Annotated in this window: 23 protein-coding genes and 2 pseudogenes; 2 read left to right on the top strand and 23 right to left on the bottom strand. The window is 40.3% G+C overall.

Translation table 11 applies throughout. The annotated features are described in order from the left end of the window. The 11 genes and pseudogenes from FJR77_RS07570 to FJR77_RS07625 form a co-directional block, all read right to left on the bottom strand. Nucleotides 1-70: pseudogene (locus FJR77_RS07570) on the bottom strand (transposase); the annotation flags it as partial. Between the two features lie 161 nt (nucleotides 71-231). Further along, the gene (locus tag FJR77_RS07575; protein WP_000185159.1) at nucleotides 232-489 is read right to left on the bottom strand and encodes a metal-sensitive transcriptional regulator; all 258 of its coding nucleotides are present in this window, start codon (nucleotides 487-489) and stop codon (nucleotides 232-234) included. Between the two features lie 149 nt (nucleotides 490-638). After that, nucleotides 639-1,493 (bottom strand): VOC family protein, encoded by an 855-nt coding sequence (locus tag FJR77_RS07580; protein WP_140834253.1) that lies wholly within the window; start codon nucleotides 1,491-1,493, stop codon nucleotides 639-641. Between the two features lie 195 nt (nucleotides 1,494-1,688). Next, nucleotides 1,689-2,885, bottom strand: a complete 1,197-nt coding sequence (locus tag FJR77_RS07585; protein ID WP_140834251.1) for a CAP domain-containing protein — start codon at nucleotides 2,883-2,885, stop codon at nucleotides 1,689-1,691. 136 nt (nucleotides 2,886-3,021) lie between these two features. Then, complete coding sequence (locus tag FJR77_RS07590) at nucleotides 3,022-4,059, bottom strand: aldose epimerase family protein (RefSeq protein WP_140834249.1); 1,038 nt, start codon at nucleotides 4,057-4,059, stop codon at nucleotides 3,022-3,024. A gap of 310 nt (nucleotides 4,060-4,369) precedes the next feature. Next, on the bottom strand, nucleotides 4,370-5,536 hold the full coding sequence (locus FJR77_RS07600) for an SIS domain-containing protein (RefSeq protein WP_140834247.1): 1,167 nt from the start codon (nucleotides 5,534-5,536) through the stop codon (nucleotides 4,370-4,372). Nucleotides 5,537-5,635: 99 nt separating this feature from the next. After that, on the bottom strand, nucleotides 5,636-6,040 hold the full coding sequence (locus tag FJR77_RS07605) for a PTS sugar transporter subunit IIA (protein WP_140834246.1): 405 nt from the start codon (nucleotides 6,038-6,040) through the stop codon (nucleotides 5,636-5,638). Between the two features lie 3 nt (nucleotides 6,041-6,043). Beyond that, nucleotides 6,044-6,865 carry a PTS system mannose/fructose/sorbose family transporter subunit IID gene (locus FJR77_RS07610; RefSeq protein ID WP_140834244.1) on the bottom strand — a complete coding sequence of 274 codons (822 nt, stop codon included), beginning with the start codon at nucleotides 6,863-6,865 and terminating at the stop codon, nucleotides 6,044-6,046. Continuing rightward, nucleotides 6,852-7,757 (bottom strand): PTS mannose/fructose/sorbose/N-acetylgalactosamine transporter subunit IIC, encoded by a 906-nt coding sequence (locus FJR77_RS07615; protein ID WP_140834241.1) that lies wholly within the window; start codon nucleotides 7,755-7,757, stop codon nucleotides 6,852-6,854. Before FJR77_RS07615 ends, FJR77_RS07610 begins: the two co-directional genes overlap by 14 nt. Before the next feature lie 26 nt (nucleotides 7,758-7,783). Continuing rightward, nucleotides 7,784-8,260, bottom strand: coding sequence for a PTS sugar transporter subunit IIB (locus FJR77_RS07620; RefSeq protein WP_000156970.1), 477 nt, complete (start codon nucleotides 8,258-8,260; stop codon nucleotides 7,784-7,786). Continuing rightward, on the bottom strand, nucleotides 8,257-10,044 hold the full coding sequence (locus tag FJR77_RS07625; RefSeq protein WP_140834239.1) for a glycoside hydrolase family 35 protein: 1,788 nt from the start codon (nucleotides 10,042-10,044) through the stop codon (nucleotides 8,257-8,259). The genes FJR77_RS07620 and FJR77_RS07625 overlap by 4 nt, the downstream gene beginning before the upstream one ends. A gap of 319 nt (nucleotides 10,045-10,363) precedes the next feature. Between FJR77_RS07625 and FJR77_RS07630 the strand changes: the two genes are divergently transcribed. Then, nucleotides 10,364-11,080: a GntR family transcriptional regulator gene (locus FJR77_RS07630; RefSeq protein ID WP_140834237.1), complete on the top strand. Its 717-nt coding sequence runs from the start codon at nucleotides 10,364-10,366 to the stop codon at nucleotides 11,078-11,080. Between the two features lie 298 nt (nucleotides 11,081-11,378). After that, nucleotides 11,379-15,329, top strand: a complete 3,951-nt coding sequence (strH, locus tag FJR77_RS07635; protein WP_140834234.1) for an LPXTG-anchored beta-N-acetylhexosaminidase StrH — start codon at nucleotides 11,379-11,381, stop codon at nucleotides 15,327-15,329. 54 nt (nucleotides 15,330-15,383) lie between these two features. Here the strand turns inward: strH and purB are convergent, their stop codons facing one another. The 12 genes and pseudogenes from purB to purH all read right to left on the bottom strand — a co-directional run bounded on the left by purB (nucleotide 15,384) and on the right by purH (nucleotide 25,627). Next, nucleotides 15,384-16,682 (bottom strand): adenylosuccinate lyase, encoded by a 1,299-nt coding sequence (gene purB, locus FJR77_RS07640; protein WP_140834232.1) that lies wholly within the window; start codon nucleotides 16,680-16,682, stop codon nucleotides 15,384-15,386. Between the two features lie 40 nt (nucleotides 16,683-16,722). Then, nucleotides 16,723-17,139 (bottom strand): hypothetical protein, encoded by a 417-nt coding sequence (locus FJR77_RS07645; RefSeq protein ID WP_140834230.1) that lies wholly within the window; start codon nucleotides 17,137-17,139, stop codon nucleotides 16,723-16,725. A 36-nt stretch (nucleotides 17,140-17,175) separates the two neighbouring features. Then, on the bottom strand, nucleotides 17,176-17,958 hold the full coding sequence (locus FJR77_RS07650; protein WP_140834228.1) for a GIY-YIG nuclease family protein: 783 nt from the start codon (nucleotides 17,956-17,958) through the stop codon (nucleotides 17,176-17,178). Between the two features lie 168 nt (nucleotides 17,959-18,126). Further along, nucleotides 18,127-19,134: a hypothetical protein gene (locus FJR77_RS07655; RefSeq protein ID WP_140834226.1), complete on the bottom strand. Its 1,008-nt coding sequence runs from the start codon at nucleotides 19,132-19,134 to the stop codon at nucleotides 18,127-18,129. Between the two features lie 9 nt (nucleotides 19,135-19,143). Further along, nucleotides 19,144-19,378, bottom strand: a pseudogene (locus tag FJR77_RS07660) (phosphoribosylaminoimidazole carboxylase). 40 nt (nucleotides 19,379-19,418) lie between these two features. After that, nucleotides 19,419-20,204: a hypothetical protein gene (locus tag FJR77_RS07665; protein ID WP_140834224.1), complete on the bottom strand. Its 786-nt coding sequence runs from the start codon at nucleotides 20,202-20,204 to the stop codon at nucleotides 19,419-19,421. Further along, nucleotides 20,197-20,895, bottom strand: a complete 699-nt coding sequence (locus tag FJR77_RS07670) for a PIN-like domain-containing protein (RefSeq protein WP_140834222.1) — start codon at nucleotides 20,893-20,895, stop codon at nucleotides 20,197-20,199. Before FJR77_RS07670 ends, FJR77_RS07665 begins: the two co-directional genes overlap by 8 nt. Nucleotides 20,896-20,906: 11 nt before the next feature. Further along, a complete protein-coding gene (gene purK / locus FJR77_RS07675) occupies nucleotides 20,907-21,980 on the bottom strand; it encodes a 5-(carboxyamino)imidazole ribonucleotide synthase (protein WP_140834220.1) in 1,074 nt (357 codons plus the stop codon). Beyond that, nucleotides 21,967-22,458 carry a 5-(carboxyamino)imidazole ribonucleotide mutase gene (gene purE / locus FJR77_RS07680; RefSeq protein WP_140834218.1) on the bottom strand — a complete coding sequence of 164 codons (492 nt, stop codon included), beginning with the start codon at nucleotides 22,456-22,458 and terminating at the stop codon, nucleotides 21,967-21,969. Before purE ends, purK begins: the two co-directional genes overlap by 14 nt. Nucleotides 22,459-22,484: 26 nt before the next feature. Then, nucleotides 22,485-22,613, bottom strand: a complete 129-nt coding sequence (locus tag FJR77_RS10355; protein ID WP_140834259.1) for a phosphoribosylaminoimidazole carboxylase — start codon at nucleotides 22,611-22,613, stop codon at nucleotides 22,485-22,487. 82 nt (nucleotides 22,614-22,695) lie between these two features. Then, a complete protein-coding gene (gene purD, locus FJR77_RS07690) occupies nucleotides 22,696-23,958 on the bottom strand; it encodes a phosphoribosylamine--glycine ligase (RefSeq protein WP_140834217.1) in 1,263 nt (420 codons plus the stop codon). A 121-nt stretch (nucleotides 23,959-24,079) separates the two neighbouring features. Further along, a complete protein-coding gene (gene purH / locus FJR77_RS07695) occupies nucleotides 24,080-25,627 on the bottom strand; it encodes a bifunctional phosphoribosylaminoimidazolecarboxamide formyltransferase/IMP cyclohydrolase (RefSeq protein ID WP_140834216.1) in 1,548 nt (515 codons plus the stop codon). Between the last annotated feature and the right edge of the window lie 161 nt (nucleotides 25,628-25,788).

The following is a 25,788-nucleotide window of genomic DNA, read 5'->3' on the forward strand; positions in this document are numbered from 1 at the left end:
GCTTCTCTAAGCTATATCCTTGTTTTCTAAGTTCATAGATCTGAACTTTATCATCATAAGTTAATTTCATAATAAAAACACCCCAAAAGTTAGATTTTTTCTGTCTAACTTTTGGGGTGCAGTTCATCAACACCTGATAGTATGCGTTCTTTTATTTTAAAGACTTTTTCCAGCATCTCTTGATTCACATTAAACTATTCTATTAGTAGAGATCTTTCAACTCTGATCCCTTTATTTCCGTTTAATCAAGTATCGGATAGCCTTTTCTAGACGTTCCTTTTGAGCTTCAGGATCATCTAGCGGTTGATTGATACATTCAGTAAGGTTTTCGGTAATTATCATCTCAATCACGCGCTCCACACTAGATTTCACGGCTGTCAATTGCGTCACAATATCAGCACAGTCTCGATCCTCTTCAATCATCTTTTGAATCCCACGCAACTGGCCCTCTGAACGTTTCAAACGAGTAATATACTTTGAGTTTGTCATTTCTTTTTCCTTGCTTGATTTTTCTTCATTATATCTCTAATCAGCTTCTTTGTCAAAATTCTCGCCCATCCAGCTCACACAGTCCTGTTACCAAAGACCTTTCAAAAGACAAACTAGCAATGCTGATAACTTGCTGGAGATGCCTCGTTTTACCTTGCTAAACGAATACGGGTCACGATTCCATCCAAGTCTGTAATTTCCAGCTGGCTAGATGTCAGCCACTTGATTGACGCATCAACTGCTTGTGCTCGCTGGGCAATCGTTAACAGTTCTTCTTTACGAGCAACTTCAATAACATAATAGGCTAAGCCTGGCAAGCCTTGCTTACGCGGAGCTAGGCCTTTTCCTCCCCATTCGTTGACAGCCAAATGATGATGGTAGTCTCCAGCTGCAATCCAACTAGCACTAGGTACACTGAATTTATCCTCTAGCCCTAACACCTTTTGATAAAACTGGCTGGACTTTCGACTATCCTTGACAGAAAGATGAATATGCCCCATTCTCGTACCCTCGGCTAAAGTAAAGGGCTCTACTCTTTCCCCCAACTCATAGATATCCTGTGCAGCAAGAGCCTCCGTCACTCCGATAATGCGTCCATCTTCTCGAATATCCCATGTGGAAATTGGCTTATCTCGATAGAGTTCAATGCCATTTCCCTCCAAATCCTCCAAGTAAATGGCCTCGCTGTAACCATGATCTGCACCGCCGACAAGAGGAATCTGTAAGTCTGTCAGGTGTTTCAAAACATCAGCCAAAGCCTTACGTGTCGGCAAGAGAATGGCCAGATGGTAAAGGCCATAATGTTCCCTTACTTGTCCACTCTCTTGTGCTTGAATCAGGTGTACCAAGGCCTTTCCATCAAGTCCTAGAATCGTCTCTGTCTCAGTCTGAGATAAGATTTCTAAACCAATGATTTGCTGATAAAAGGCTGTTTGACTTGCCAAATCCTTTACATTTAAAACTACCTCTGCTAAATAAATGTGGCTCTTGTATTCATAGGTCATAAATAGTCCTCTTTTTCAGTTGTAATCATTTTTATTACAACTATTATATAATTTCCATCAAGAAAGTCAAGCCAGACAACTTGAAGCCTCTATTCTAACAAAAAGAGGCCAATGTTTGCCATCAACCTCTTTCTTATCGGTCATTCTTTTTGCTAAGTAAGATGAATACTTTACCTATGACTTACTATCTTCAGCCTAGTTTACCCATTCACCATTACCATTTACACGATAACCATCTGGTGTCGTTGTGCTGACTGCCAAAGCTCCTGAACCATATGCATAGTACCAGTACTTGCCTACTTTAAACCAACCTGTCTTCATGACACCTGATTGATCAAGATAATACCAAGTACCATTTTCCTTATACCAGCCTGTCTTCATAGCTCCTGAGCCATCAAAGTAGAACCATCTGCTACCATCTGTTCCCCAGCCTGTAAACATCGCGCCTGAACTATCAAGGAAATACCATGTTCCATCAACTTCTACAAATCCAGTCTGCATGACACCTAAATCATTCAAGTAGTACCATTTACCACCCGTTTTCACCCAGCCTGTCTTCACATCACCAGACTCATAAAAATACCATTTACCATTAGACTTCACCCAGCCAGACTGACTAGATGTAGATGTTCTAAAATCTTTCAGTGGTTTTTCTACAACCGTAGCTTTACTTTTAACTGTTGAAAGATTTGATGCAGTCACTTCTGTATACTGAATAGCAGAACCATATCCACCAGCCAATTCCTCTGAAGAAGCATCATCACCTAAAGCTATAGAAATCGTTGCCACTTTCTGAGAACTAGCTGCATTTCTAAAAGCCGCAAGCCCCACATAGGTAAATTTAGAATTGATCAGAACCTCATAATAACCTGTAAATTCTTTAGATGTTCCACCCTTCTTTTTCGCTACATAATTCGCCTTCTCAGCATGCCAGTTTTCAATTGCTTTTAGAAAACCTTCATAGTTCACATCTAAAGCTTCTCCTCTTATATTATTACTAGATGGAAAAGCAGTCCAGATTTCTTTCGTAGAAAGACGCTCAGGTTTCAGAGTTACTGACACCTCAGTAGCGCGTACAAAAGCAGTTTTCTCAAGATCAGTAGACCATTTGATAGGGACATACTTATCTACCAAACCTTCATCAGCTGCTTCCTTACGAATCTTATTAATCGCATCCAAAATAGCTTGTTTATCTGGGGTTAAAAATTCTCCCTTAATCCCAACTAAAACGTTGCCACTAGAAGGATTTAACACTTCTGAACTCAAAACATTTTCATTTCTACCATCAGCAGATTGTGTTGCCACCAATCTGTCATTAGCAAAAACATCAGTTGTCAAAACTGCTCCAGCCAAGGTCAAAGCCAAGGCGCTAGCAAATACAATTTTCTTCATCTTTTTCTCCTTTTATCCTTTAGATAGGACAGGTATTTTCACTATTAAATTATATCATATTTCCCTATTCTTTGTCCGTTTCTACTAATGTCATGAGGCAAATGCTATTCATCCCGAAAAGTAGAAACTTCATCCTTTATTTCACAACAAGCTCATAACGTGTCTTACTTGTGAAGGTTTGACCGGCTTTAAGAATGACTTGGTCTTTAAGGTCACTGTGAATGGCATCTGGTAAAACTTGCGCTTCAAGGGCAATCCCATTGTGCTGTACCATTGGCTGACCTCCTATGATGACACTCTCATCCACAAAGTTTGCTGTGTAGACCACAAAGCAAGGAGCCTCTGTCTTGAAAAGCAGGAAGCGACCTGAGTTTTGGTCATAAAGGAAACCAGCATTGTCATGACCTGCAGGAAGAGCAAATGGGTGATCCAAACCAGATACCAGCTGGATTTGCTCATCTTCTTCTGCAAAGATATCCTTCAACAAGGCACCATTGTAGATATGTTTGACCACATCACGATTGGCATCTGGAGTTTTGGCAGGAACACCGTCGGGAGCAATTGGGTAAATGCCTTCTGTATTTAGTTGGAAGACATGACGGTCAATCGTCTGCGTAAAATCACCAGACAAGTTGAAATAACTGTGGTTGGTTGGATTGACCAGCGTATCCTGATCTGTTGTCACCTTGTAGCTAATTTCATAGGCACCAGTTTCTTCCAAGTGATAGCTGATCCAGATCTTGAGATTGCCAGGAAATCCTCCTGCCCCGTCTGTACGTTCTGTGTAGAGGGTCAGGCCATGGTCGCTCACTTCAACTAGTTCAAACAAGCTAGAATCCCAACCAGTTGAACCACTGTGGTTACAGTTGCTAGCATTGTTGACTTCAAGGTCATAGGTCTTACCATTAAGCTCAAAGGTCGCACCTGCAATACGGCCTGCCACAGGACCTACGCTAGCTCCATGTTTGGGACTATTACCTACATAGCTGTCAAAATCATCAAATCCCAAGATAACATTGGCAAAATTTCCAGCCTTATCAGGTGTAACATAGCGCAAGATGGTAGCACCATAAGTCATAACCTCAAGCTGGTAGCCACCGTCAGTTTCAAATCGATAGGCCAAGACATCTTGTCCCTCAACATTTCCAAACACACGCTCTATGTATGATTTCATTCTCTTCTCCTTTTACTATTTCTCTCAAGTAAACAAACCATAGAAAGCGTACTGACAGTCTATGGTTTATCTGATAATTACAAATCCTCTTGTCAAGGATTCATAAACACTGCCTTATACTCAATGAAAATCAAAGAGCAAACTAGGAAGCTAGCCACAGGCTGCTCAAAGCACTGCTTTGATGTTGTAGATAGAACTGACAAAGTCAGCTCAAAACACTGTTTTGAGGTTGCAGATAGAACTGACGAAGTCAGTAACATCTATACGGCAAGGCGACACTAGTATGGTTTAAAGAGATTTTCGAAAAGTATTACTTTTGATATTCGTGGATGATAACACCTTGTACCACACGGTTTACTGTACCTGTAGGAGACGGTGTATCAGGTTTATTTTCTACCTTGAGTGAAGTTAATAGGGCAAAGAGTTGGGCATAAACGATGTATGGGAAGACACGGTAAATATCATTCAAGACACCGCCACAACCAAGGGCAACTTCTTTGACATTTTCAAGACCAAAAGCTTGATCACTCAAAAGCACAACACGACGAGCAATCTGATCACCCGCAACTTCACGAACCAAGTCCAAGTCGTACTTGCGAGTGTAGTCTGTTGTTGTACCAAAGACCAAAACAACTGTATCTTCGTTGATAAGAGATTTTGGACCGTGACGGAAGCCGACTGGGCTTTCATACATAGTCGCAACTTGACCAGCAGTTAGTTCCAAAATCTTGAGCTGAGCTTCATGAGCAAGTCCAAAGAAAGGACCAGCGCCTAGATAGATGACACGGTTAAAGTCTAAATCAACAAGCTCTTTGACATCTTCTGCCTTGTCTAGAATTTTACGGGCAAGACTAGATACAACTTCAAAACGTTCAGCTTTAACAGCAAATTCTGTAGGATCAAAGACCAAGAGAGCTGTTAACATCATAGACGTAAAGCTAGAAGTCATGGCAAAGCCAGCATCATTAGAAGCAGCTGGTTGCAAAAGCAAGAGATTACGGTCATCTCCATGAGCTTGAAGAGCCAATTTACCATCTGCCGCACACGTAATCGTCACTTGATAAAGCTCATCCACCAAGGCTTTTGCCAAATCAACAGTCGCCACACTTTCAGGCGAGTTCCCACTACGAGCAAAAGATACAAGGACAGTCGCCACATCTTTTCTCAAGTAAGTTTCTGGATTGGCAACGATATCTGTTGTCGCAATAGCATTGAAATTCCATTTGCGTTCGTCATAAACTTCCTTAAAGTAAGGTGCCAAGGTATCTCCCACATAAGCAGAAGTCCCAGCACCTGTCAAGATAACCTTGATATAGTCATGTTTATCAGCAATCCCTTGTAGGAAGGCTACAATTTCTTCACGTTTTGCTTGATAAGATTCAAAAGCTTCTTTCCATACATCAGGTTGTTGGTAGATTTCACGTGTAGTGATTTCTGCACCCAATTCGAGTAAGTCTTCTTTTGTATAATGTAGCATTGAGTTCCTCTTTTTCTATTAAAGATGGGAATGGGAGTAAGCCCCATTCCCATGTATATTCTATATAAAATGTTCTAACGATTTTCACGTTGTCACATCTTATTCATCTTCGTCATCATCGAAGCCCGCTAACAGGTCATTAACTTTCACAATGCTTTCTGCAGCACGGCTCTTGTAGTCCGCATCTGCGCCTGTAAGGCTCGCATTGATAAATTCAATCACCATTGGAAGATTCATCCCTGCGTAAAGTTCGATGTCACGACCTTCCATAATCAAACGGCTTACCACGTTACATGGTGTTCCACCGAGAAGATCCGCAAAGACTAGGAAATCATCCAATCCTTCAATAGTAGCTTCAAATTTTGCAGTAAATTCTTCTGGGCCATCTTCTGGAAGAAGAGCTACCGCATGAATATTGTCTTGTGGACCCATGATCATTTCAGTGCTACCTTTAAGTTCCTCACAGAAGCGACCATGACTCACCAAAATTAATGATTTCGTCATAAATTATGCACCCATTCCAAGTACAAATTTACCAAAGGCAGAAAGAGCCAAAGCAAGTACGATAATAATACCGATAGCTTTAGTAGAGTTCATACCTTTCTTACCAAGCAACCAGAAGATAAAGGCAGTAAAGATTGCTGGAAGCAAGCGTGGGAAGATTGAGTTCAAGATGTCTTGGAAGTCAATCATCTTCTCACCGATTGCCCATTTGTAAGAAATTTCAAAGTTGATCATTGTTGCTACAAGAGCACCCATCATGAAGACACCAAGTACAGATGCAGCGTCAATCAAAGCTGTCAAAGTACTTTGCATGTTGTTGATAAGGTTAACCCCTTCTTTGTAGGCAAATTCCAATTGTTTCCAACGGAAGATGTCATACGCTACTGCAACTGCGATCCAAAGGAAGATTCCCCATGGTTGGCCAGCGATAGCCATAGTTGCTGCGATAGATCCCATGATAGCAGGTACAAGTGAACCAAAGATAGTATCTCCAAGAGGAGCGAATGGTCCCATCAAACCTGTCTTGATACCGTTAACGGCATCTTTTGAACCTACACCATCTTTTTCTTCCATGGCAAGGTCAAAACCAGCGATGATTGTGTGGAAGAATGGTGAAGTATTGAAGAATTGAGTATGAACTTTCATCATTTCTTTCAATTCAGGAGTTCCATCTCCATACATTTTACGCAATTGAGGCAAGATCATGTAAAGGTAACCAGAAGCTTGCATACGTTCGTAGTTCCAACCCAATTGGAAAGTAAACAAGCTACGTTTGTTGATTTGATTAAAATCTTCTTTTGTAAGTTTGTAATTAGAATTCGTCATCTTCGATTTCCCCACTTTCTGATGGTGTAGAAGGTGCTGCTACAACTACTTTTTGGCTATTCTTGAAGTGAAGCACTGCAAGGAAGATACCTACGATAGAGATACCAATCATAGACAATCCTTTGAAGTTGTTCACGAAGCCAATTTTTTCAGCAACATCTTTCGGTAGAGTACCTACGATACCAGCAACAGCGCCACCAAGACCTGTTACATATGAGTAAAGAACAGTCAACATAGCTGTCAAACCAAATCCCATTGCAAGGTAGTGAAGGTTACGTTTAACTGGAAGGTAACGAAGCAAGATTGCAAATCCAAGACCTGGAAGCATACGTCCTGCAAGTGTCAAACCATCTGCAACCCATTTGTAGGCTTCAACTAAGTCTACCACTGATTGTACGAAGGCACCACCAAAGGCAAGCGCGAAGAAGACTGGGAGGGCACGAGATAGAGCCCAAGGAATCGCACCAAGTAGGTAGTTGCGTTCAATACCTTTATAGTCAAAGCGTTCGATTGCAGCATCCACACGGTGAGCGAAGAAGGTAGTAGTCATACGTCCAAGAACGTCGAAGTAAGTCAAGAGAGCTGCTACTGGCACAGCGATTGTTGTAATCGCCAGTGCTGTATCAATTCCTTGTGAAACAGAGAAGGCTGTCGCAAGAACCGCACCAGAAGTTGCGTCGATACGAGAAGCACCACCGAAGGTACCAACCCCAAGAACGAACAGTTGCAAGTTACCACCGATAAGCAGACCAGTAGTCACATCTCCCATAATTAAACCAGTAATGAAACCAGCAAATACAGGGGAACCTGCAGATGAAACGATCGTCAACTCATCACAGATTTGATAAGCTGAGTACAAAGTGAGAAGTAAAATTTGCCACCATTGTATCATAACAATGACCTCCTAAAAATTTTTTCCTATTTTAATAAGCTCAAAAAGTCTGAAATTGGATCATTTGGAACCATTTGAGCAGTTAATTTAACACCTTTTTCTGCTAGTTTGTGGAAATCTTCCACATCCTTGTCTACTACGTTGATAGAACGTGTGATAGCGCGAGTTTCTGGTGTTTGAGACATATTCCCAACATTAAGGGTTTCAAGTGGTACACCTGCTTCTACCAAACCAAGGAAACGGTCTGGTTTACGAGCCACGATAAAGAGACGTTGGCTATCGTATTTACCAGCAAGAATATTGGCTGCCGCTTTCTCAATTGGCAAAATACTCAATTTTACACCTGGTGGTGTCGCAAGTTTCAAACCACTCTTTTCAACGTCGTTGTTGACAACTTCGTCATCTACAACCATAATACGTGAAACATTTAGTTTCCCAGCCCAAAGATTGGCTACTTGTCCGTGGATCAAACGTCCATCGATACGGCATCCTACAATTGTCATAAATTTTCCCCCTTTATATGTTTTAGTGTAGGTTTACGAGTTAAATGAATCTCTTCTTTATATTCACCTTCTGTTTCAAAGATAATGATGCGGTTGGCACCTTCCTTGAGATAGCTATGCGGAATATAAAGCGAGAGTGTTGGGCCGACATTCCAAAAACGTCCTAGATTTTGCCCATTGACAAAGGCAACTCCCTTACCAAACTCAGACAAGTCTAGGTAAGTATCTTTCGGCTCCTCGACTGTAAAGTCATAAGCGTAAAAGGCTGGTTGTCCTTCTGTCCATCCTTTTGAAAAATCAATTTTCTCAGGATTATCTAGTGGGAGTGGATAGTGTTTCCAGTTTAGTAAGAAATGCAAATCCTTACAAACCCCTGTCCGAATTCCCTTACGTTGCGTATCCGCTAAGAACTTGTGACCATAGTTGACACGCCCCATATTTTCTATCAAGATATCCAATCTAGACAGCGCTTTCTTTTCTCCTTGATAGAAAATATCTTCCCCAATTTCTGTCTGATATTGGGTTTCAACCCACTGACCATCGACATAAAGCTGAGCTCTATCTCGACCATCAATGATACGAAGTCTTTCTTCTTCTGCATCCCAGTTTGTTTCTGTTCGATAGAGTAAGTAGCCATAACTTTGTCCCAACTCCTCCATCTTTTTAGGATAGAGACTTTCTACTGGACTAGACAAGCTATCTAAGGTTTCAAACAAGGAAACTTTTTCAACCAGTGGAATAGCATCCAACTCCATACTCTCTTTGTAGAGTGGTTCTAACTGCGGATACTCTGGGAAATGTGTTGCCATCATCTTCTTAACTGCCAGATATTTGGCAGTTGGATTTCCTTCTTCATCAAGAAGAGCGTCGTAGTCATACGATGTAACTTGTGGCAAGTCCAAAGTTCCTCGAGCTGAGCAACCATTCATGAAGCCAAAGTTTGTACCACCATGGAACATGTACAGATTGATGGAGCCTTGTTCCAAAACCTCTCGAACTGCATCTGCCAATTCTTTTGGATCCCGTGTGATAATCGGTTCTTTCCAACGGTTGAACCAACCATCCCAGAACTCCATACACATGAGTGGCCATTTCTTGCCATGCTCATCAAAGAATTCCTGCATCTGTGAAAAGTTGTAAGGTGCCTTAGAACCAAAGTTCCCTGTTACAAAGAGATCATCTTCGATTAAGGTTCCAGCTTTCAGAGTTGCTCTCCATGGACCGTCTGATGTAAAGAGGGGACAGGTTACGCCACGCTCTTCCATCAACTGTCGAATTGCTCTCAGGTAAGCCTTATCTTCTCCATAAGAACCATACTCATTTTCAACCTGCATCATGAGAATATTGCCACCCTTGTCCAACAAATGTGGGACCAGTCGTGACAAGAGCTGGTCATAGTAGCGACCGACAGCTTCAATATAGGCTGGGTCTGATGAACGAATCCTCATATCTTTGGTTAAGAGCCAAGCCGGTAAACCACCAAATTCCCACTCCGCACAGATAAACGGTGACGGACGTACAATAGCATAGAGGCCTAAATCTTGTGCTATTTGGAGAAATCTCTCCAAATCCAGAGCTCCTTCAAAGTTAAACTCACCCTCACGGGGTTCGTGTAGATTCCAAGCAACGTAAGTCTCTACCGTGTTAAAACCAAGAGCCTTCAAGTTGTAGAGCGAATGAGACCAATCTTCTGGCGGAATCCTAAAATAATGAATGGCGCCGGACAGAATCTTGAACGGTTTTCCATCTAAATAGAAATCGTCCCTAATCTCAAATCGTGTCATATTATTACCTTCTGACAATTAAAGTTCACGCTTTCATTTGTTGATATAGTAAATATATCTCAATATTCTGCATTTGTCAATAGGTTTTCACAATTTTTTTCATTTTTTACCAACTTTTACACAAAAAAATTATAAAGATATAGATTTTACAGACATAGAGCTTCAAGTAGCTAGCATGTATAAAAATGTATAAAATCTCCTTTTTTATATGTAAATTAACCTTATAGTCTATTATTCTAATTTTTTTATTCAAAAGACTACTATTCTTTCCGTTTTTATGGTAAAATCTTTAACGGAGAAGGAAAATCGAGGTGAAATTATGGCAATTCCAAAATATCAATATATAAAAGATGAATTAAAGAACAAAATCATCTCTGGGCAATTTGCAAGTGGAGATAAATTTTACACTGAAGCTGAATTGATTGCAATGTATGATGTTAGTTCTATCACAGTTGTCCGTGCCTTAAACGACCTTGCCAAAGATGGTTATATTGTCCGCCAACAAGGAAAGGGTACATTCGTTTCACGCGCACGCAAACACAAACTCGTAGAGTTTTCAGATGTAGAAGTTTTTGAAACTAAAGATGATAAGGTGACCGTCCTTTCTATTGAACGCGGAAATAAACTAAACTACTTGGAAAAACTTGGATTACGTGGTGATCAGTTCTACTACAAGATTGAACGTGTCCGCGAAACAAATGGTGTCGCATACATCTACCACACATCATATATCCCAGAACAATACATCAACGCAAATTATCCAAATCTTGAATATTATAGTTCTATCTATAACCGTTTCAAATCAGATTACCACATTCACATGAATGATGAACATTTTGAAGAAATCAATGAAATAGCATTTCCAACTCCAGAACATGCGGCTTCCGTCCTCGGAGTCGATAAACAATTCCCAACTGTTTTACAAACCAAGACTACTAAACTAGAGTCTACTGGTCAAGTTCTCGCATACAGCGAAACATATAAACGAGCGGATTACTACAAAATCAAATTCATTTCATGTGACCGTGATCACTAAGAAGAAAGCCTGAGCGCCGCTTAGGCTTTTTCTATACATATTATACCACAATCAAAAGAAAACGCTTACTTTTTTGTGATCTTCTATATTTTGTAGAATATTTTATAGAAATAGGATTGAATTACACTACATATACATATGTTAATAAATAGAATTCTTTATTTAATTTTTATTAGTTTTTATACTTATTATAGTTTTAAAACAATAGCACTTGACTCCTGTTAACATAACAAATAAAATAAAATTGTTGAGTTGTGTAAACGTTATCAATATCAAAATACAATCAGGAGGTTTTGCAATGAAACAAGAAAAACAACAGCGTTTTTCCATTCGTAAATACGCGTTAGGAGCAGCTTCTGTTCTAATTGGATTTGCTTTCCAAGCACAAGCTGTTGCAGCCGATGGAGTTACTACTACTACAGAAAACCAACCATCCATCCATACGGTTTCTGATTCCCCTCAATCATCCGAAAATCGGACTGAGGAAACACCTAAAGCAGAGCTTCAACCAGAAGCTCCAAAAACTGTAGAAGCAGAAACTCCATCTACTGATAAGGTAGCTAGTCTTTCAAAAACAGGAGAAAAATCACAAGAGGAAGAAGGCTTCACTCCTAGTGATAAAGAAAAAGTGCTAACTTCTGCTACTGCTGAAAAAGAAATTTCTGATAAAAAGTCAGAGGAAGTTACTCCTAAAAAGGAAGAGCTAGAAGAGGCTGATTCCAAAGAGTCTAACATAGACAAGACTGATCAACCAGAAGCTGACAAGGATAAGCCATCTGAAAAAGATAATACGAAAACAAAGACTGATAAACTTAAAACAGAGGCAGGAAAGGAACGCTCTGCAACTCAAAATGAAAAATTAGCTAAACGAAAAATTGTTTCAATTGACGCCGGACGTAAATATTTCTCACCTGAGCAGCTCAAAGAAATCATCGATAAGGCCAAAGAATATGGTTATACAGACCTCCATCTCTTAGTAGGTAACGATGGGCTCCGTTTCATGTTGGATGATATGTCTATGAAAGTGGGCGATAAAACCTACTCAAGTGATGATGTCAAACGTGCTATTGAAAATGGAACAAACGCTTATTACAATGATCCAAATGGTAACCATCTCACTGAAAGTCAGATGACAGATTTGATCAATTATGCCAAAGACAAGGGTATTGGAGTGATTCCAACTGTCAATAGTCCTGGACATATGGATGCCATTCTCAATGCCATGAAAGAACTGGGTATTGAAAATCCTAACTTCGATTATTTTGGTAAAAAATCTGAACGAACTGTTGACTTAAATAATAAACAAGCAGTCGATTTTACTAAAACTCTGATTGACAAATACGCTAACTACTTCTCTAATAAGTCTGAAATCTTCAATATTGGACTAGATGAATATGCTAATGATGCAACAAATGCTAAAGGTTGGAGCGTGCTTCAAGCGGATAAATATTATCCAAATGAAGGTTACCCTGAAAAAGGATATGAGAAATTCATCTCTTACGCCAATGACCTTGCTCGTATTGTAAAATCACACGGTCTCAAACCAATGGCATTTAATGATGGTATCTACTACAATAGCGACACAAGCTTTGGTAGTTTTGACAAAGACATCATCGTTTCCATGTGGACTGGTGGTTGGGGTGGCTACGATGTTGCTTCTTCTAAACTACTGGCTGAAAAGGGCCACCAAATCCTTAATACCAACGATGCTTGGTACTACGTCCTCGGACGAAATGCTGACGGCCAAGGTTGGTACAATCTCGATCAGGGGCTCAATGGTATTAAAAATACACCAATCACTTCTGTTCCAAAAACAGAAGGAGCTGATGTCCCATTCATCGGTGGTATGGTAGCCGCTTGGGCTGATACACCATCTGCACGTTATTCCCCATCTCGCCTCTTCAAACTCATGCGTCATTTTGCAAATGCCAATGCTGAATACTTCGCTGCAGACTACCAGTCTGCTGAACAAGCACTAAACGAGGTACCAAAAGACCTGAACCGTTATACTGCAGAAAGCGTTAATGCGGTCAAAGAAGCTGAAAAAGCAATCCGTTCACTTGATAGCAACCTCAGTCGTGCTCAGCAAGACACAATTGACCAAGCGATCGCAAAACTTCAGGAAGCTGTTAGTCAGCTAATCTTCACCCCAGAAGCTCAAAAAGAAGAAGATGCTAAACGCGAACTTGAAAAACTTAATAAGAATAAAGTCATTTCCATCGATGCAGGTCGCAAATACTTCTCTCTAGATCAACTCAAACGTATCGTAGATAAGGCTAGCGAACTCGGCTACTCTGATGCCCATCTCCTTCTAGGAAATGATGGCCTTCGTTTCCTACTCGATGATATGACCATTACTGCCAACGGAAAAACCTATGCTAGTGATGACGTTAAAAAAGCTATTATCGAAGGAACTAAAGCTTACTACGACGATCCAAACGGTACTGCGTTGACACAGGCAGAAGTGACAGAGCTTGTTCAATACGCTAAGGAAAAAGGTATTGGTCTAATTCCCGCTATCAATAGTCCTGGACATATGGATGCCATGCTGGTTGCTATGGAAAAACTTGGCATCAAGAATCCTCAAGCCAACTTTGATAAGGTCTCAAAAACAACCATGGATCTTGAAAATCAAGAAGCCCTTAACTTTACCAAAGCCCTTATCGGTAAGTACATGGATTACTTTGCTGATAAATCAAAGATTTTCAACTATGGTACAGATGAATATGCCAATGATGCGACCAACGCCCAAGGTTGGTACTACCTCAAATGGTATGGCCTCTATAACAAGTTCGCAGACTATTCTAACAGTCTAGCTGCTATGGCTAAGGAAAGAGGGCTACAACCAATGGCCTTCAACGATGGTTTCTATTACGAAGACAAGGATGATGTTCAGTTTGACAAAGATGTCTTGATTTCTTACTGGTCTAAAGGATGGTGGGGCTACAATCTTGCATCACCTCAATACCTCGCAAGCAAGGGCTATAAGTTCTTGAATACCAACGGTGACTGGTACTATGTTATAGGAAATCACAAACAAGATGAAGCCTACCCTCTTTCAAAAGCAGTTGAAAATTCTGGTAAAGTTCCATTCAATCAACTTGCTTCTACTAAATATCCTGAGGTAGACCTTCCAACAGTTGGTAGTATGCTTTCAATCTGGGCAGATAGACCAAGCGCTGAGTACAAGGAAGAGGAAATCTTTGAACTCATGACTGCCTTTGCAGACCACAACAAAGACTACTTCCGTGCTAATTATAATGCGCTTCGTGAAGCAGTGGCTAAAATTCCTACAAACTTAGACGGATACAGCGCAGAAAGCCTAGCAGCCCTCAAGACCGCAAAAGACGGACTCAATCTTAACATCAACCGCAGCAAACAAGCTGAACTAGACGCACTAGTAGATAAACTAAAGACTGCCCTTAAAGGTCTGAAACCAGCTGCCACTCACTTAGGAAGCCTAGATGAAAATGAACTGGCTGCTAACGTTGAAAACCGACCAGAACTTCTTGTGAAGACAGAAGAAATCCCGTTTGAAGTTATCAAGAAAGACAATCCAAATCTCCCAGCTGGACAAGAAAAAGTTGTCAAAGCTGGAGTTCTAGGTGAACGTACTTCTTACATCTCTGTTCTTACAGAAAATGGGAAATCAACAGAAACCGTTCTTGATAGCCAGGTAACCAAAGAAGCTGTGAACCAAGTTGTCGAAGTTGGTGCTCCTGTAACTCACAAGGGTGATGAAAGTGGTCTTGCACCAACTAGTGATGCAAAACCTAGACTAGATATCCAAGAGGAAGCAATTCCATTTACAACCATCACTCGTGAAACTGATCAATTGCCTAAAGGACAATCCCGTGTCGTAACAGAAGGTGTAAACGGTCGTATAAGTCATTTCTATTCTGTAACTACGGCTGCAGACGGAACTGAAGTTAGAACATTGGTTACCAGTGTCGTAGCGCAGGAAGCTGTTACACAAGTAGTCGAAGTCGGAACTCTGGTAACACATGTAGGCGATGAAAACGGACAAGCAGCTTTCAAAGAAGAAAAACCAGCACTAGAGATTCCAAATGTGCCAGCTCCAGCAACTCTTCCTGTTGAGGAAAACAAAGCTCTTCCTCAAGGCCCAGCTTCTGTAGCAAAAGAAAATAAACTTCCTGAAACAGGAAGTCACCATTCTGCAGGACTAGTAGTCGCAGGACTCATGGCCACACTAGCAGCCTACGGACTCACTAAAAGAAAAGAAGACTAGGTGTTTTCGATAAAAAATAAACAGCGAGATTGAAGCTCGCTGTTTATTGTTTAATTAATCACCAAGTCCAAGACGTTCAAAGATATCATCCACTCGTTTAGTGTAATAAAGAGGGTTGAAAATCTCGTCGATTTCCTCTTGAGTGAGGCGTGATGTTACTTCTGGATCTGCTTCAAGAAGTGGTTTAAAGTCGACTTGATTGTCCCAAGAGTAGGCTGTTTTTGGTTGAACAAGGTCGTAAGCTTGCTCACGAGTCATCCCTTTTTCAATCAAGGTCAACATAGCACGTTGGCTAAAAATCAAACCAAATGTCGAGTTCATGTTGCGGATCATGTTTTCTGGGAAGACCGTCAAGTTCTTGACGATATTTCCAAAACGGTTGAGCATGTAGTCAATCAAGATGGTCGTATCTGGTGTGATGATGCGCTCAGCTGATGAGTGAGAGATGTCACGTTCGTGCCAGAGAGCCACGTTCTCATAGGCTGTAATCATGTGACCACGGATAACACGCGCAAGACCTGTCATGTTTTCAGAACCGATAGGGTTGCGTTTGTGAGGCATTGCAGATGAACCTTTTTGCCCTTTAGCAAAGAATTCTTCTACTTCGCGTTGTTCTGATTTTTGCAGACCACGAATCTCAGTCGCCATACGCTCGATAGAAGTCGCAATGCTAGCAAGAACCGCAAAGTACTCAGCGTGAAGGTCACGAGGAAGGACCTGTGTAGAGATTTCTTGAGCACGAATACCCAATTTGTCGCAGACATATTCCTCTACAAATGGTGGGATGTTGGCAAAGTTCCCAACCGCACCCGAAATCTTACCAGCTTCAACACCAGCAGCCGCATGCTCGAAACGCTCGATGTTGCGCTTCATTTCACTGTACCAAGTCGCCAATTTAAGACCAAAAGTTGTCGGCTCAGCATGCACACCGTGGGTACGACCCATCATGATGGTGAACTTGTGCTCCTTAGCCTTGTCAGCGATGATGTTGGTGAAGTTTTCAAGGTCACGGCGGATGATGTCGTTGGCCTGCTTGTAAAGGTAACCGTAGGCCGTATCCACCACGTCAGTAGAAGTCAAACCATAGTGGACCCACTTACGCTCTTCACCAAGAGTCTCAGAAACCGCACGTGTGAAGGCCACCACATCGTGACGAGTCTCCTGCTCAATCTCCAAAATACGGTCGATGTCAAAGTCTGCTTTCTCACGAATCAAAGCCACATCTTCCTTAGGGATTTCCCCCAACTCAGCCCATGCCTCGTCAGCCAAGATTTCCACCTCAAGCCAAGCACGGTATTTATTTTCTTCACTCCAAATGTTCGCCATTTCAGGGCGAGAGTAACGGTTGATCATGTTGTTAATTTTTCCTTTCTTTTTAAAAAATTTACAAATATTATCTACTTCTATTCAAAAGCTCTTTAGCTTTCTCTAATCTCAATTGCCAACTTGCTTTTTTATCCTCTTGTGAACTCCTTAAGATTGCTTCTTCTAAAATTAAAATCTCATCTGCATATTGTTTCAAACTACGAAAAGCTTTTGAATATTCATTATATAAGGCTGGTGCGTCATATCCTAAAGATCGAGCTCTATCATATAAAGCTATAGCCTGCTCTATTTCACCTTGTTTTCTTAGTTTTTGACCTTTCTGAAACAAAGGAAACCCTTGGTCAAACGCCTTATCAAAATCATTCAAATTCTTAATTTTCTCAATTGGAATTCTATTATATGAACTACGTAAAGAATTAAAACTATACGACAACTCCTCATGATTTGGTAAACTTAATTGTTGTAAATATTTCCATACATCCATTAAATGATAACATGGGATTTTACAACCAATTCTTTCCTATGCATTTTTCATATTTACTTCATAATTGACAACAGAATCATCAGATAGATAAATCCAAGAAGTAACTGATTTAGCAAAGCGAGTTTTCAATATAGTTGAATTAATTTGTTTTAACCATCTTTGGACATCTGATAAATATTTATTGAATTCTCCCCCATAAACTATTGTAGCCTCTTGTTGTGAAATACTTCCTTCAACAAAATACACTTTTTGTAGCATAGCTAGTTCAACTTCATCAAAAGGCCTGTACTTTGTTTTAAAATAATGTTCATCAATTTCGCTTGCAAATAGTACAGGCGATGTCTCAAATTTATAAGTAGGCGTTGACAAAGCAGGTCCATATCCATTATCACGTTTAATATCAAACGGTATAATTCTATTTGTTAATCTATGCGTTGTTTCATTTAAGATTCTTTTGATTTCTATAGACTCGTAGTCAAGAACCTCTTCTTCTGGTGAATTATCTTTTAGAATTTCTATAACTGTCTCGTACTGAGCTCTTATTTTCTCTGCTTCGTACGCTCTATCGTGTTTGCTGTATGCTCTATCGCCTTTTCCTTTACCAATATAGAATATTTCTCCAGTATCCTTGATTTTCCACGCATAGACATAATAATCGTTATTCAAAGAAGTTAGCGGATTTTTTCTGTTCGTTTCTTCAATTTGGATATTATTTCTATACAATAGAGAAGAATTTTTTGACTCACAAGTAAAACAAATACCTTCTTGATTGACTCTTAAGAAAAATCCTTTTTTCCCACAAATTAAACACTTAGTCATTATTTTTCTCACTCAATATCCTCTCTCCTAATCCAAAAAGATGAAGAGTTTCTAATGTATTCAAATCCGTATCCATAGATATATTATAGATTTCTAAATAATTTCCGAATATTCAGGTATCGAAACTTGTATTCATCGAACTATTCCAATAAACGAGCTAAAGATTCCCTAGTTATTTCTACTCCTTCCCATAAACACGAATTCCATCAATTCTCCAAAATCTCTAAATTCATCAAAAGTACGTTCATCGTTTTCTGGAAAATATAAATTATTTAATCTATAATAATTTTTAACTTTTTCAATATCGTTAGAGAATTTATTTTTTACGGCCTTATAATACTGTTTAGATTCCTCTATATTACTTGATGTAAGAACGTTATTATTTTCATAATATTTTTTTGCTTGTTCGAAATTAGAATATAGTTTGCCCGATTCATTTTTATCTGTTCTACTGTCAGTAACTTTGTCAAGTAATAGATCATAAACATTATCGAACTTCCACAATTGAATACTCACTGTAAATTGGGTTGCAGAAACAGGAACTCCTCTCTTAATATAGTATTCCTCAGCTTCCTCCTGATTAGGATAATATAGTTGGAGAAGTTTACTTTTCTCATTCTCTAACCAATTCAAAGCAGTCAATTTATTAAAAGTTTTAATAATTGATAAACAATATCTATTTGCAATTTGTAAATTAGCTTCACTATCATACAAATACTTTAAAGCCTTATATCTTATAATTGGAGGCAACAGCGAAAAATCACGCATAACCTGAGTGGGAGATAATAAATTCATAGGATACTTCAAAAAATAATCAATAAACAGATAAGCATATAAATCAAATAAGCCATCTTTTACTTGATTGAGTTCATCATTAGAAAACTCTTCGGTATGTTGAGTATGTGTTCCATCGTTACCTAATGGACGTATCTTCTCAATTGAAACTTTTAAATATATTCTCCTATTTTCGGAAAGTTTCTTAAATTGTTCCATATGCTCAGCTTTCCCTAATGTAAAATGAGTATCACTTCCAATATTTAATATTTTTCTAACTATAACTTCTGAGAATTGCCTAATCCCTTTTATTTTCCCTCTTTTTGTCAGTCCTATATAAAAAGTATCGTGAATTAAATCACCAATCATTTGTTCATATTCAAGGATATTAAAATTTACCATATCGCCCCACTAAAATTCTTCTTTCCCAATAAATACAGATGGATAGTAATCTAGTGTACTCAAATCCATATCTCATATCTAAAGGTACATTTTAAATAACTGAATAGTTTTTTAGACTCTGAACTACTAGTTCATCATATTTAGCTTATACCTTTTCATAGTCTACACTTGAACATAAGACCTCTAAGACAACTCTAATCTTCTCTTCCTCAACAAAAGAATTGACAATGATTTGCTTCGTAATAATTGTTCAATTTGTTAGACAATCTTTGCTTTTTATAAATTTACCATTTTGCAAACCGCTCCTCATCTCTATCCCATTCCCATTGATAATAATCTAATAAGGCACTTTCATCAGGGTCATCATGATCTAGGTCAATAATACCACTATCAATTAAATCTATTTCCCTTACTTCTGCTTCCTTAACTATTCTATCGAAATCGTCCAAGTCAGAATTTATCATAATATTTTTTAAATCAGTCACTTGCTTCGAAGAAAAGTTAATTGTTACATGAATAAGAATATCCTCTTTAGTGAAATCACCTTCTACATAATGATAAGTTTCACCCTCCAGTCCAGAAGAAACATTAAAATATCCATATATATTAACACTAACAATAAGTTCTACAGAGAAGCCTCCATTGTCGTCCTCATCAAAAGAATTAATTTCCACCGAAATTATTTCTTTGTCTGTAACATCTATTACATAATCATATGAAACGTATCCTTTTGTTACATCTGAATTCCAAATAATATCATCGCACGATATAATATGCTTCTCATTTTCCCCAACAAATCTCAAAACTTGATCTGAGACCATCGACTCTATTTCAGCTATATTTTGGAACAAATAATTGTACAAAGATTCTTGGTTATTATAACTCTCTAGAAAGCTAACAAATAAATCAAATGGAATGAATCTTATCCTCTTGCCAGTTAATTCATTGAATTCTTGAACCAATTCCTTTCTAGCTTCATATGATACCAAATCATAATCTTTTTTCGGTATCTCCCACCAATCTTCTTTTAAATCCGAGGTAATAAACAGTGCATTCTTTTCTTTATTCAAAATATCTTTTATTATCTCTGCCCAAATAAAGTAATCGCCCAGATATCTTATAAGTTCTTCCGGCTTCTTTTGACCATGACTCTTTTTTTAAAGCTTCTTTTTTTAAACCATGATATTTATCCTTCATATCCATATAACCCGGAGGAAAATGATGTTTAGCTCTAGTATAACCCTCGTTCATCAATTTTATTTGCTCCACCATCGATATTGCCGGAAGTAAGTTGTCTGATAACATTAAAAAATTATCCATAAGCTCTGAAACTTTATCTATTTTTTCCACGTTTTCAGATATTTCTAGTTTTTTGATAAAATCATTAAGTATTGATAACTTTTCGATCGAATCATCCTGCAACTTCACAAATGTATCTAAATCAGTTGAATCACTATTTGAAAGAAGATCAGAAATTTGGGTTAAACTCTGATTTACCTTGTCAAAAATATTTTTCTGGAATTTTTTTGTATTTTTAATTAATTCATTTTTTAAATGAATTTTAGCACTTGATACATTTCTATTATATTCTTTTTGTACAGTCGAAGGAATTCGGATATCATTGTTAACATTTCGAATATTCTCATCAAAATACTCAACTAATTCTTTTTGTTTTCGATACAAAGAGAGTAAAGCGCTAGTATCAAAATAAAAATTGAAATCTTGATCTATTATATCTTCTTTAAATTCATAGTATTCCATACGATTCTCTCCTAAAATCCTACAACCTCATCCGGCGCATCACTAAACAAAGTCACATGCCCCATCTTGCGGTTGTGCTTCGCCTCTATTTTACCATACATGTGGAGGTGGGCGCTTGGATTTTCTGTGACATATTTTTCAGCAACCTCGACGTGTTGGCCGAGGACATTGAGCATGACAGCTGTCGCATGTAGTTTGATGTCTGGCAATGGTGCTCCCAGAACGCCTAAAATGTGGGTATCAAATTGAGAGAAATCACAGGCTTCAATCGAGTAGTGACCAGAATTGTGTGGACGTGGCGCAATTTCATTGACAATGATGTCATCAGCAGTCGCAAACATTTCCACACAAAGTGTTCCAGACAAGTTCAGTTGTTCTGCGATTCGCACTGCCATGGCTTTGGCCTTGTCTGCTAAACTCTCAGAAATTCGAGCTGGAACAATGGTCTTAGATAGAATGTTGTTACGGTGGACATTTTCCTGAACTGGGAAAACCGTCACGTCCTTACCATTACCAGACACGATGACAGAAATCTCAAGGTCAAAGTTGACAAATTCCTCTAAAACGCAGGCTGCTGAGTCAGCTAACGCATAGGCTTCTTCCAAGTCTGCTTCCGAGCGAATGACCTTTTGTCCATGCCCATCATAGCCACCTGTAGCAGTCTTGAGGACATAGTTTTTCAACAGGTCCATATCTGCCAAGTCTTGGCTTGAGGTCACAACCTTGTAAGGTGCTACAGTGACTTGGGCCTTGTTTGAGAGAAAGTCCTTTTCAAAAATCCGATTTTGGGAGATGCGAAGCAGGTCGGTTCCTTGAGGGAGCTGCCCATCCTTGATGACAGCATCCAAACCGTCAGCATCGACATTTTCAAACTCATAGGTAAGGACATCGCAACGCTCAGCCAACTGACGGAGGGCATCCACATCATTATAAGGAGCCACGATGATTTCCGCTACACGAGAGGCTGGACAATCCGCCGCTGGATCCAGCGCGATAATCTTGTGCCCCATGTAAATAGCAGAAATGGCCATCATCTGTCCCAGCTGACCACCACCGATAATTCCGATTGTTTTAGATGAGCTCATTTGTCGACTCCTCTGCGATTTTTCCTTGTTCTTCTGCGAAATCTGCCAAAGCTGTCGCGATAGCCTGATCCTCTACTGAAAGAAGACGGAGGGCAAAGAGAGCCGCATTTGTCGCACCAGCTTCACCGATAGCCATTGTCGCAACAGGCACACCACCCGGCATCTGAACGATAGAATAGAGCGAGTCCACGCCACTAAGAGCACGTGATTTAACAGGTACGCCGATGACAGGAAGGGTTGTTTTGGCAGCTACCATTCCTGGCAAATGGGCTGCGCCTCCAGCACCTGCAATAATGACCTTGATCCCACGGCTACGTGCTTCTTCAGCATGCTTGAACATGAGGTCTGGTGTACGGTGGGCAGAAACAACTTTCTTTTCGTAAAGAACTCCGAAACGGTCTAGGACTTCGGATGTTTTTTGCATGGTTGCCCAGTCGGATTTGGAGCCCATGATGATGGAAATTACTGGTTTAGTCATAATTTTTCCTTTTCTTCTTTTTTCAATCACCTTAAGTTGTGAGGGACGGCAGCAGCCACCAAAGGTGTCTCATGCCTAAATCGGAAGCCCAAGGTCTTCCAATTTCCCTGAACGATTGGATTATCATCCAATCGTTCTTTGACAACGGCGGTGATTGTTCTATATTAGCTCGCTAACGCTCGCAAGTTATGCGACCATTATCGTATTTGGCGACTTCGTCGCGTTATTCTTATATCTTTACTTAATTGCCTTACTTCCGATATCGGTTCGGTAAAAGAGGCCTTCTGTGTTTTGTTGGGCGAGTTCACTGTAAATAATGTTTTGTCCGTCTTCGACGGTATCTGCGGTGGTGACGAGCATATAGACACGTCCACCGTTTGAGAGCAGTTCTCTGCTATTTTCCGCAAACTTAGCACCTGCATAGTAGGTGATAATGTCGCCATCGGTTTTAGCTGGCAACTTGACACCTTTTTCATATTCTAGCGGGTAACCGTTGGATGCGACAACCACACCCAGAGTCACACCCTTGTCCGTCCAAGTAATAGCTGGTTCTTTACCTTCCAAAATATCAGTAATATTTTGTGCAAAATCAGAGGTCAGACGAGGCAAGATAATCTGAGTTTCTGGATCTCCAAAGCGAGCATTAAACTCGATGACCTTAGGTCCATCCGCTGTCAAGATAAGCCCTGCGTAAAGGACACCAAGATACGGACGGCCTTCTTTGATCATTCCTTCAAGGACTGGTTTGATAATAGTGTCAATCGCTGTGACAACTACGCTCTGTGGTAAGTGAGGAACTGGTGCATAAGCTCCCATACCGCCTGTGTTAGGTCCCTTATCGCCATTATAAGCACGTTTGTGGTCCTGAGCTGTTGGCATGATGTAGAACTTATCACCATTGACAAAGGCAAAGAGTGAAAATTCCTCTCCTTCAAGGAATTCCTCAATAACCACACGCGCACCTGAGTCACCAAATTTATTGTCCAAAAGCATCTCGTGAGCGGCTTCGACCGCTTGCTCAACCGTCTCAGCAACGACGACACCCTTCCCAAGCGCCAAGCCATCCGCCTTGACGACGATAGGCGCACCCTGCTTTTCGATATAGGCCTTGGCTTCCTCGAAATCTGAGAATGTGCCATAGGTTGCTGTCGGAACGCCGTATTTGACCATGATTTCCTTGGCAAAATCCTTGGACCACTCCAGCTCTGCTGCCAATCTTGTCGGACCAAAGGCTTTGAGACCAGCTGCATGGAAATCATCTACGATACCAGCCGCAAGGGCGTCATCTGGCCCTATAAAGGTCCAAGTAATATCGTTGGCTTTTGCAAACTCAATCAATTTAGAATGTTCGGAAATATAGATATTTACCAATTCCAAACTATCAAGAGTCATACCGTCATTCCCAGGAGCTACAAAGACTTTTTCAACGTCTTTTGATTCAAGTAACTTTTTAGCAATCGCATGCTCACGACCACCCGAACCGACAACAAGCAGTTTCATTTCTCAACCTCTTTTGCGAATTATTTACTAATATTATAACATAAACGTTCGTTTTAATCTCGTTTCGTTCTGCCTTTTAATCAAAAAAAGGAAAGAAACTGTTCTCTTCCCTTTAACGTTCTTAATGTCTAAAATGTCTCACGCCTGTAAAGACCATAGTCAAGCCATATTTATCTGCTGCTTCGATAGACTCTTGGTCACGAACTGAGCCCCCTGGCTGGATGATGGCTTTAATACCTGCTTTGGCGATTTCTTCCACATTATCCGCAAATGGGAAGAAGGCATCCGAAGCAAGCACAGCGCCGTCCAGACGGTCTTTAGCTTGGTCAATAGCGATGCGAACAGAAGCCACACGGTTAGTCTGACCTGGACCAACACCCAGTGTCATGTGGTCGTTGGTTACAATGATTCCGTTTGATTTGACGTATTTAATAGCCTTCCAAGCAAACTCGAGGGCGGTTGCTTCTGTCTCTGTTGGTTGGCGTTTGGTCACCACTTGCCAGTCAGCTGGGCTTTCCTTGACCACGTCTTGGTTTTGCACCAGAAGTCCACCTACTACGCCTGTGTATTCTGCTTCCACTTCGCTAGCGTCTTGTGCGTCAAATGGCAAGGCAAGGATACGCAAGTTTTTCTTTTTGTTGGTCAAAATGGCTAGCGCTTCATCCGTATAGCTTGGTGCGATAATGATTTCAAGGAAAACGCCGTGCATCTTCTCAGCTGTCGCAGCATCCACCTCATGGTTGAGAACAACGATACCACCAAAGATAGACACTGGGTCAGACTCATAAGCGTAGTCCCAAGCAGTCTCAATGTCATCAGCCTGACCGATACCGCATGGATTCATGTGTTTGAGAGCCACAACGGTTGGACGGTCTTTGAAGTCACGGATGATACGAATGGCAGCATCCGCATCACGGATATTGTTAAAGGATAATTCCTTACCGTTGAGCTGTTTGGCTGATGCAATTGAGTAGTCTGTTGGCAAAGCCTTTTGATAGAAGTCTGCATCCTGCTGAGGATTTTCCCCATAGCGCATGGCTTCCTTGAGGTCATAAGTCAAGGTCAGCTTTTCAGGTTTGCTTTCCCCCACTTGAGTAGTGAAATACTCTGCAATCAAGGCATCATAAGCCGCTGTGTGACGGAAAACTTTGGCTGCCAAACGTTGACGCGTTTCGTAAGTCGTTTCACCATTGGCTGACAACTCTCCCAAAACCACTGTATAGTCAGCAGGGTCTACCACAACTGTCACGCTGGCGTGGTTCTTCGCTGCTGAGCGAAGCATAGATGGCCCACCGATATCGATATTTTCAACTGCGTCAGCGTACGTCACATCTGGTTTGAGGATGGTTTCCTTAAATGGGTAAAGATTGACCACTACAAGGTCGATAAGCTCAATTTGGTTCTCCTTGGCTGCTTCCAAGTGACTATCCAAATCACGACGAGCAAGGAGCCCACCATGGATATTTGGGTGAAGGGTCTTGACACGACCGTCCATCATCTCTGGAAAACCAGTCACATCACCAATCGCAATGGTGTCTACCCCAGCATTATCAAGGGCAACCTTTGTCCCACCTGTCGAGATAATATCCCAACCAAGTTTTTTAAGTTCTTGGGCAAATTCAACAATGCCCGCTTTGTATGAGACGCTGATTAAGGCGCGTTTAGTCATGTTTTTTCCTTTCATTTTCAAACTCTCTACCTACGAATTTTTCGATTCATAAAGTATAGGGAGACGATTACCAAGACTCCCAAAATTACTGTCAGTAAAAATCTCCCCAATAAGGAATCTCTGGGAAGAAAAAATTTACTAGTAAACGTAGAATGATTGCC

The sequence above is a fragment of the Streptococcus shenyangsis genome (genome assembly GCF_006385785.1).
GTDB classification, from domain to species: domain Bacteria; phylum Bacillota; class Bacilli; order Lactobacillales; family Streptococcaceae; genus Streptococcus; species Streptococcus shenyangsis.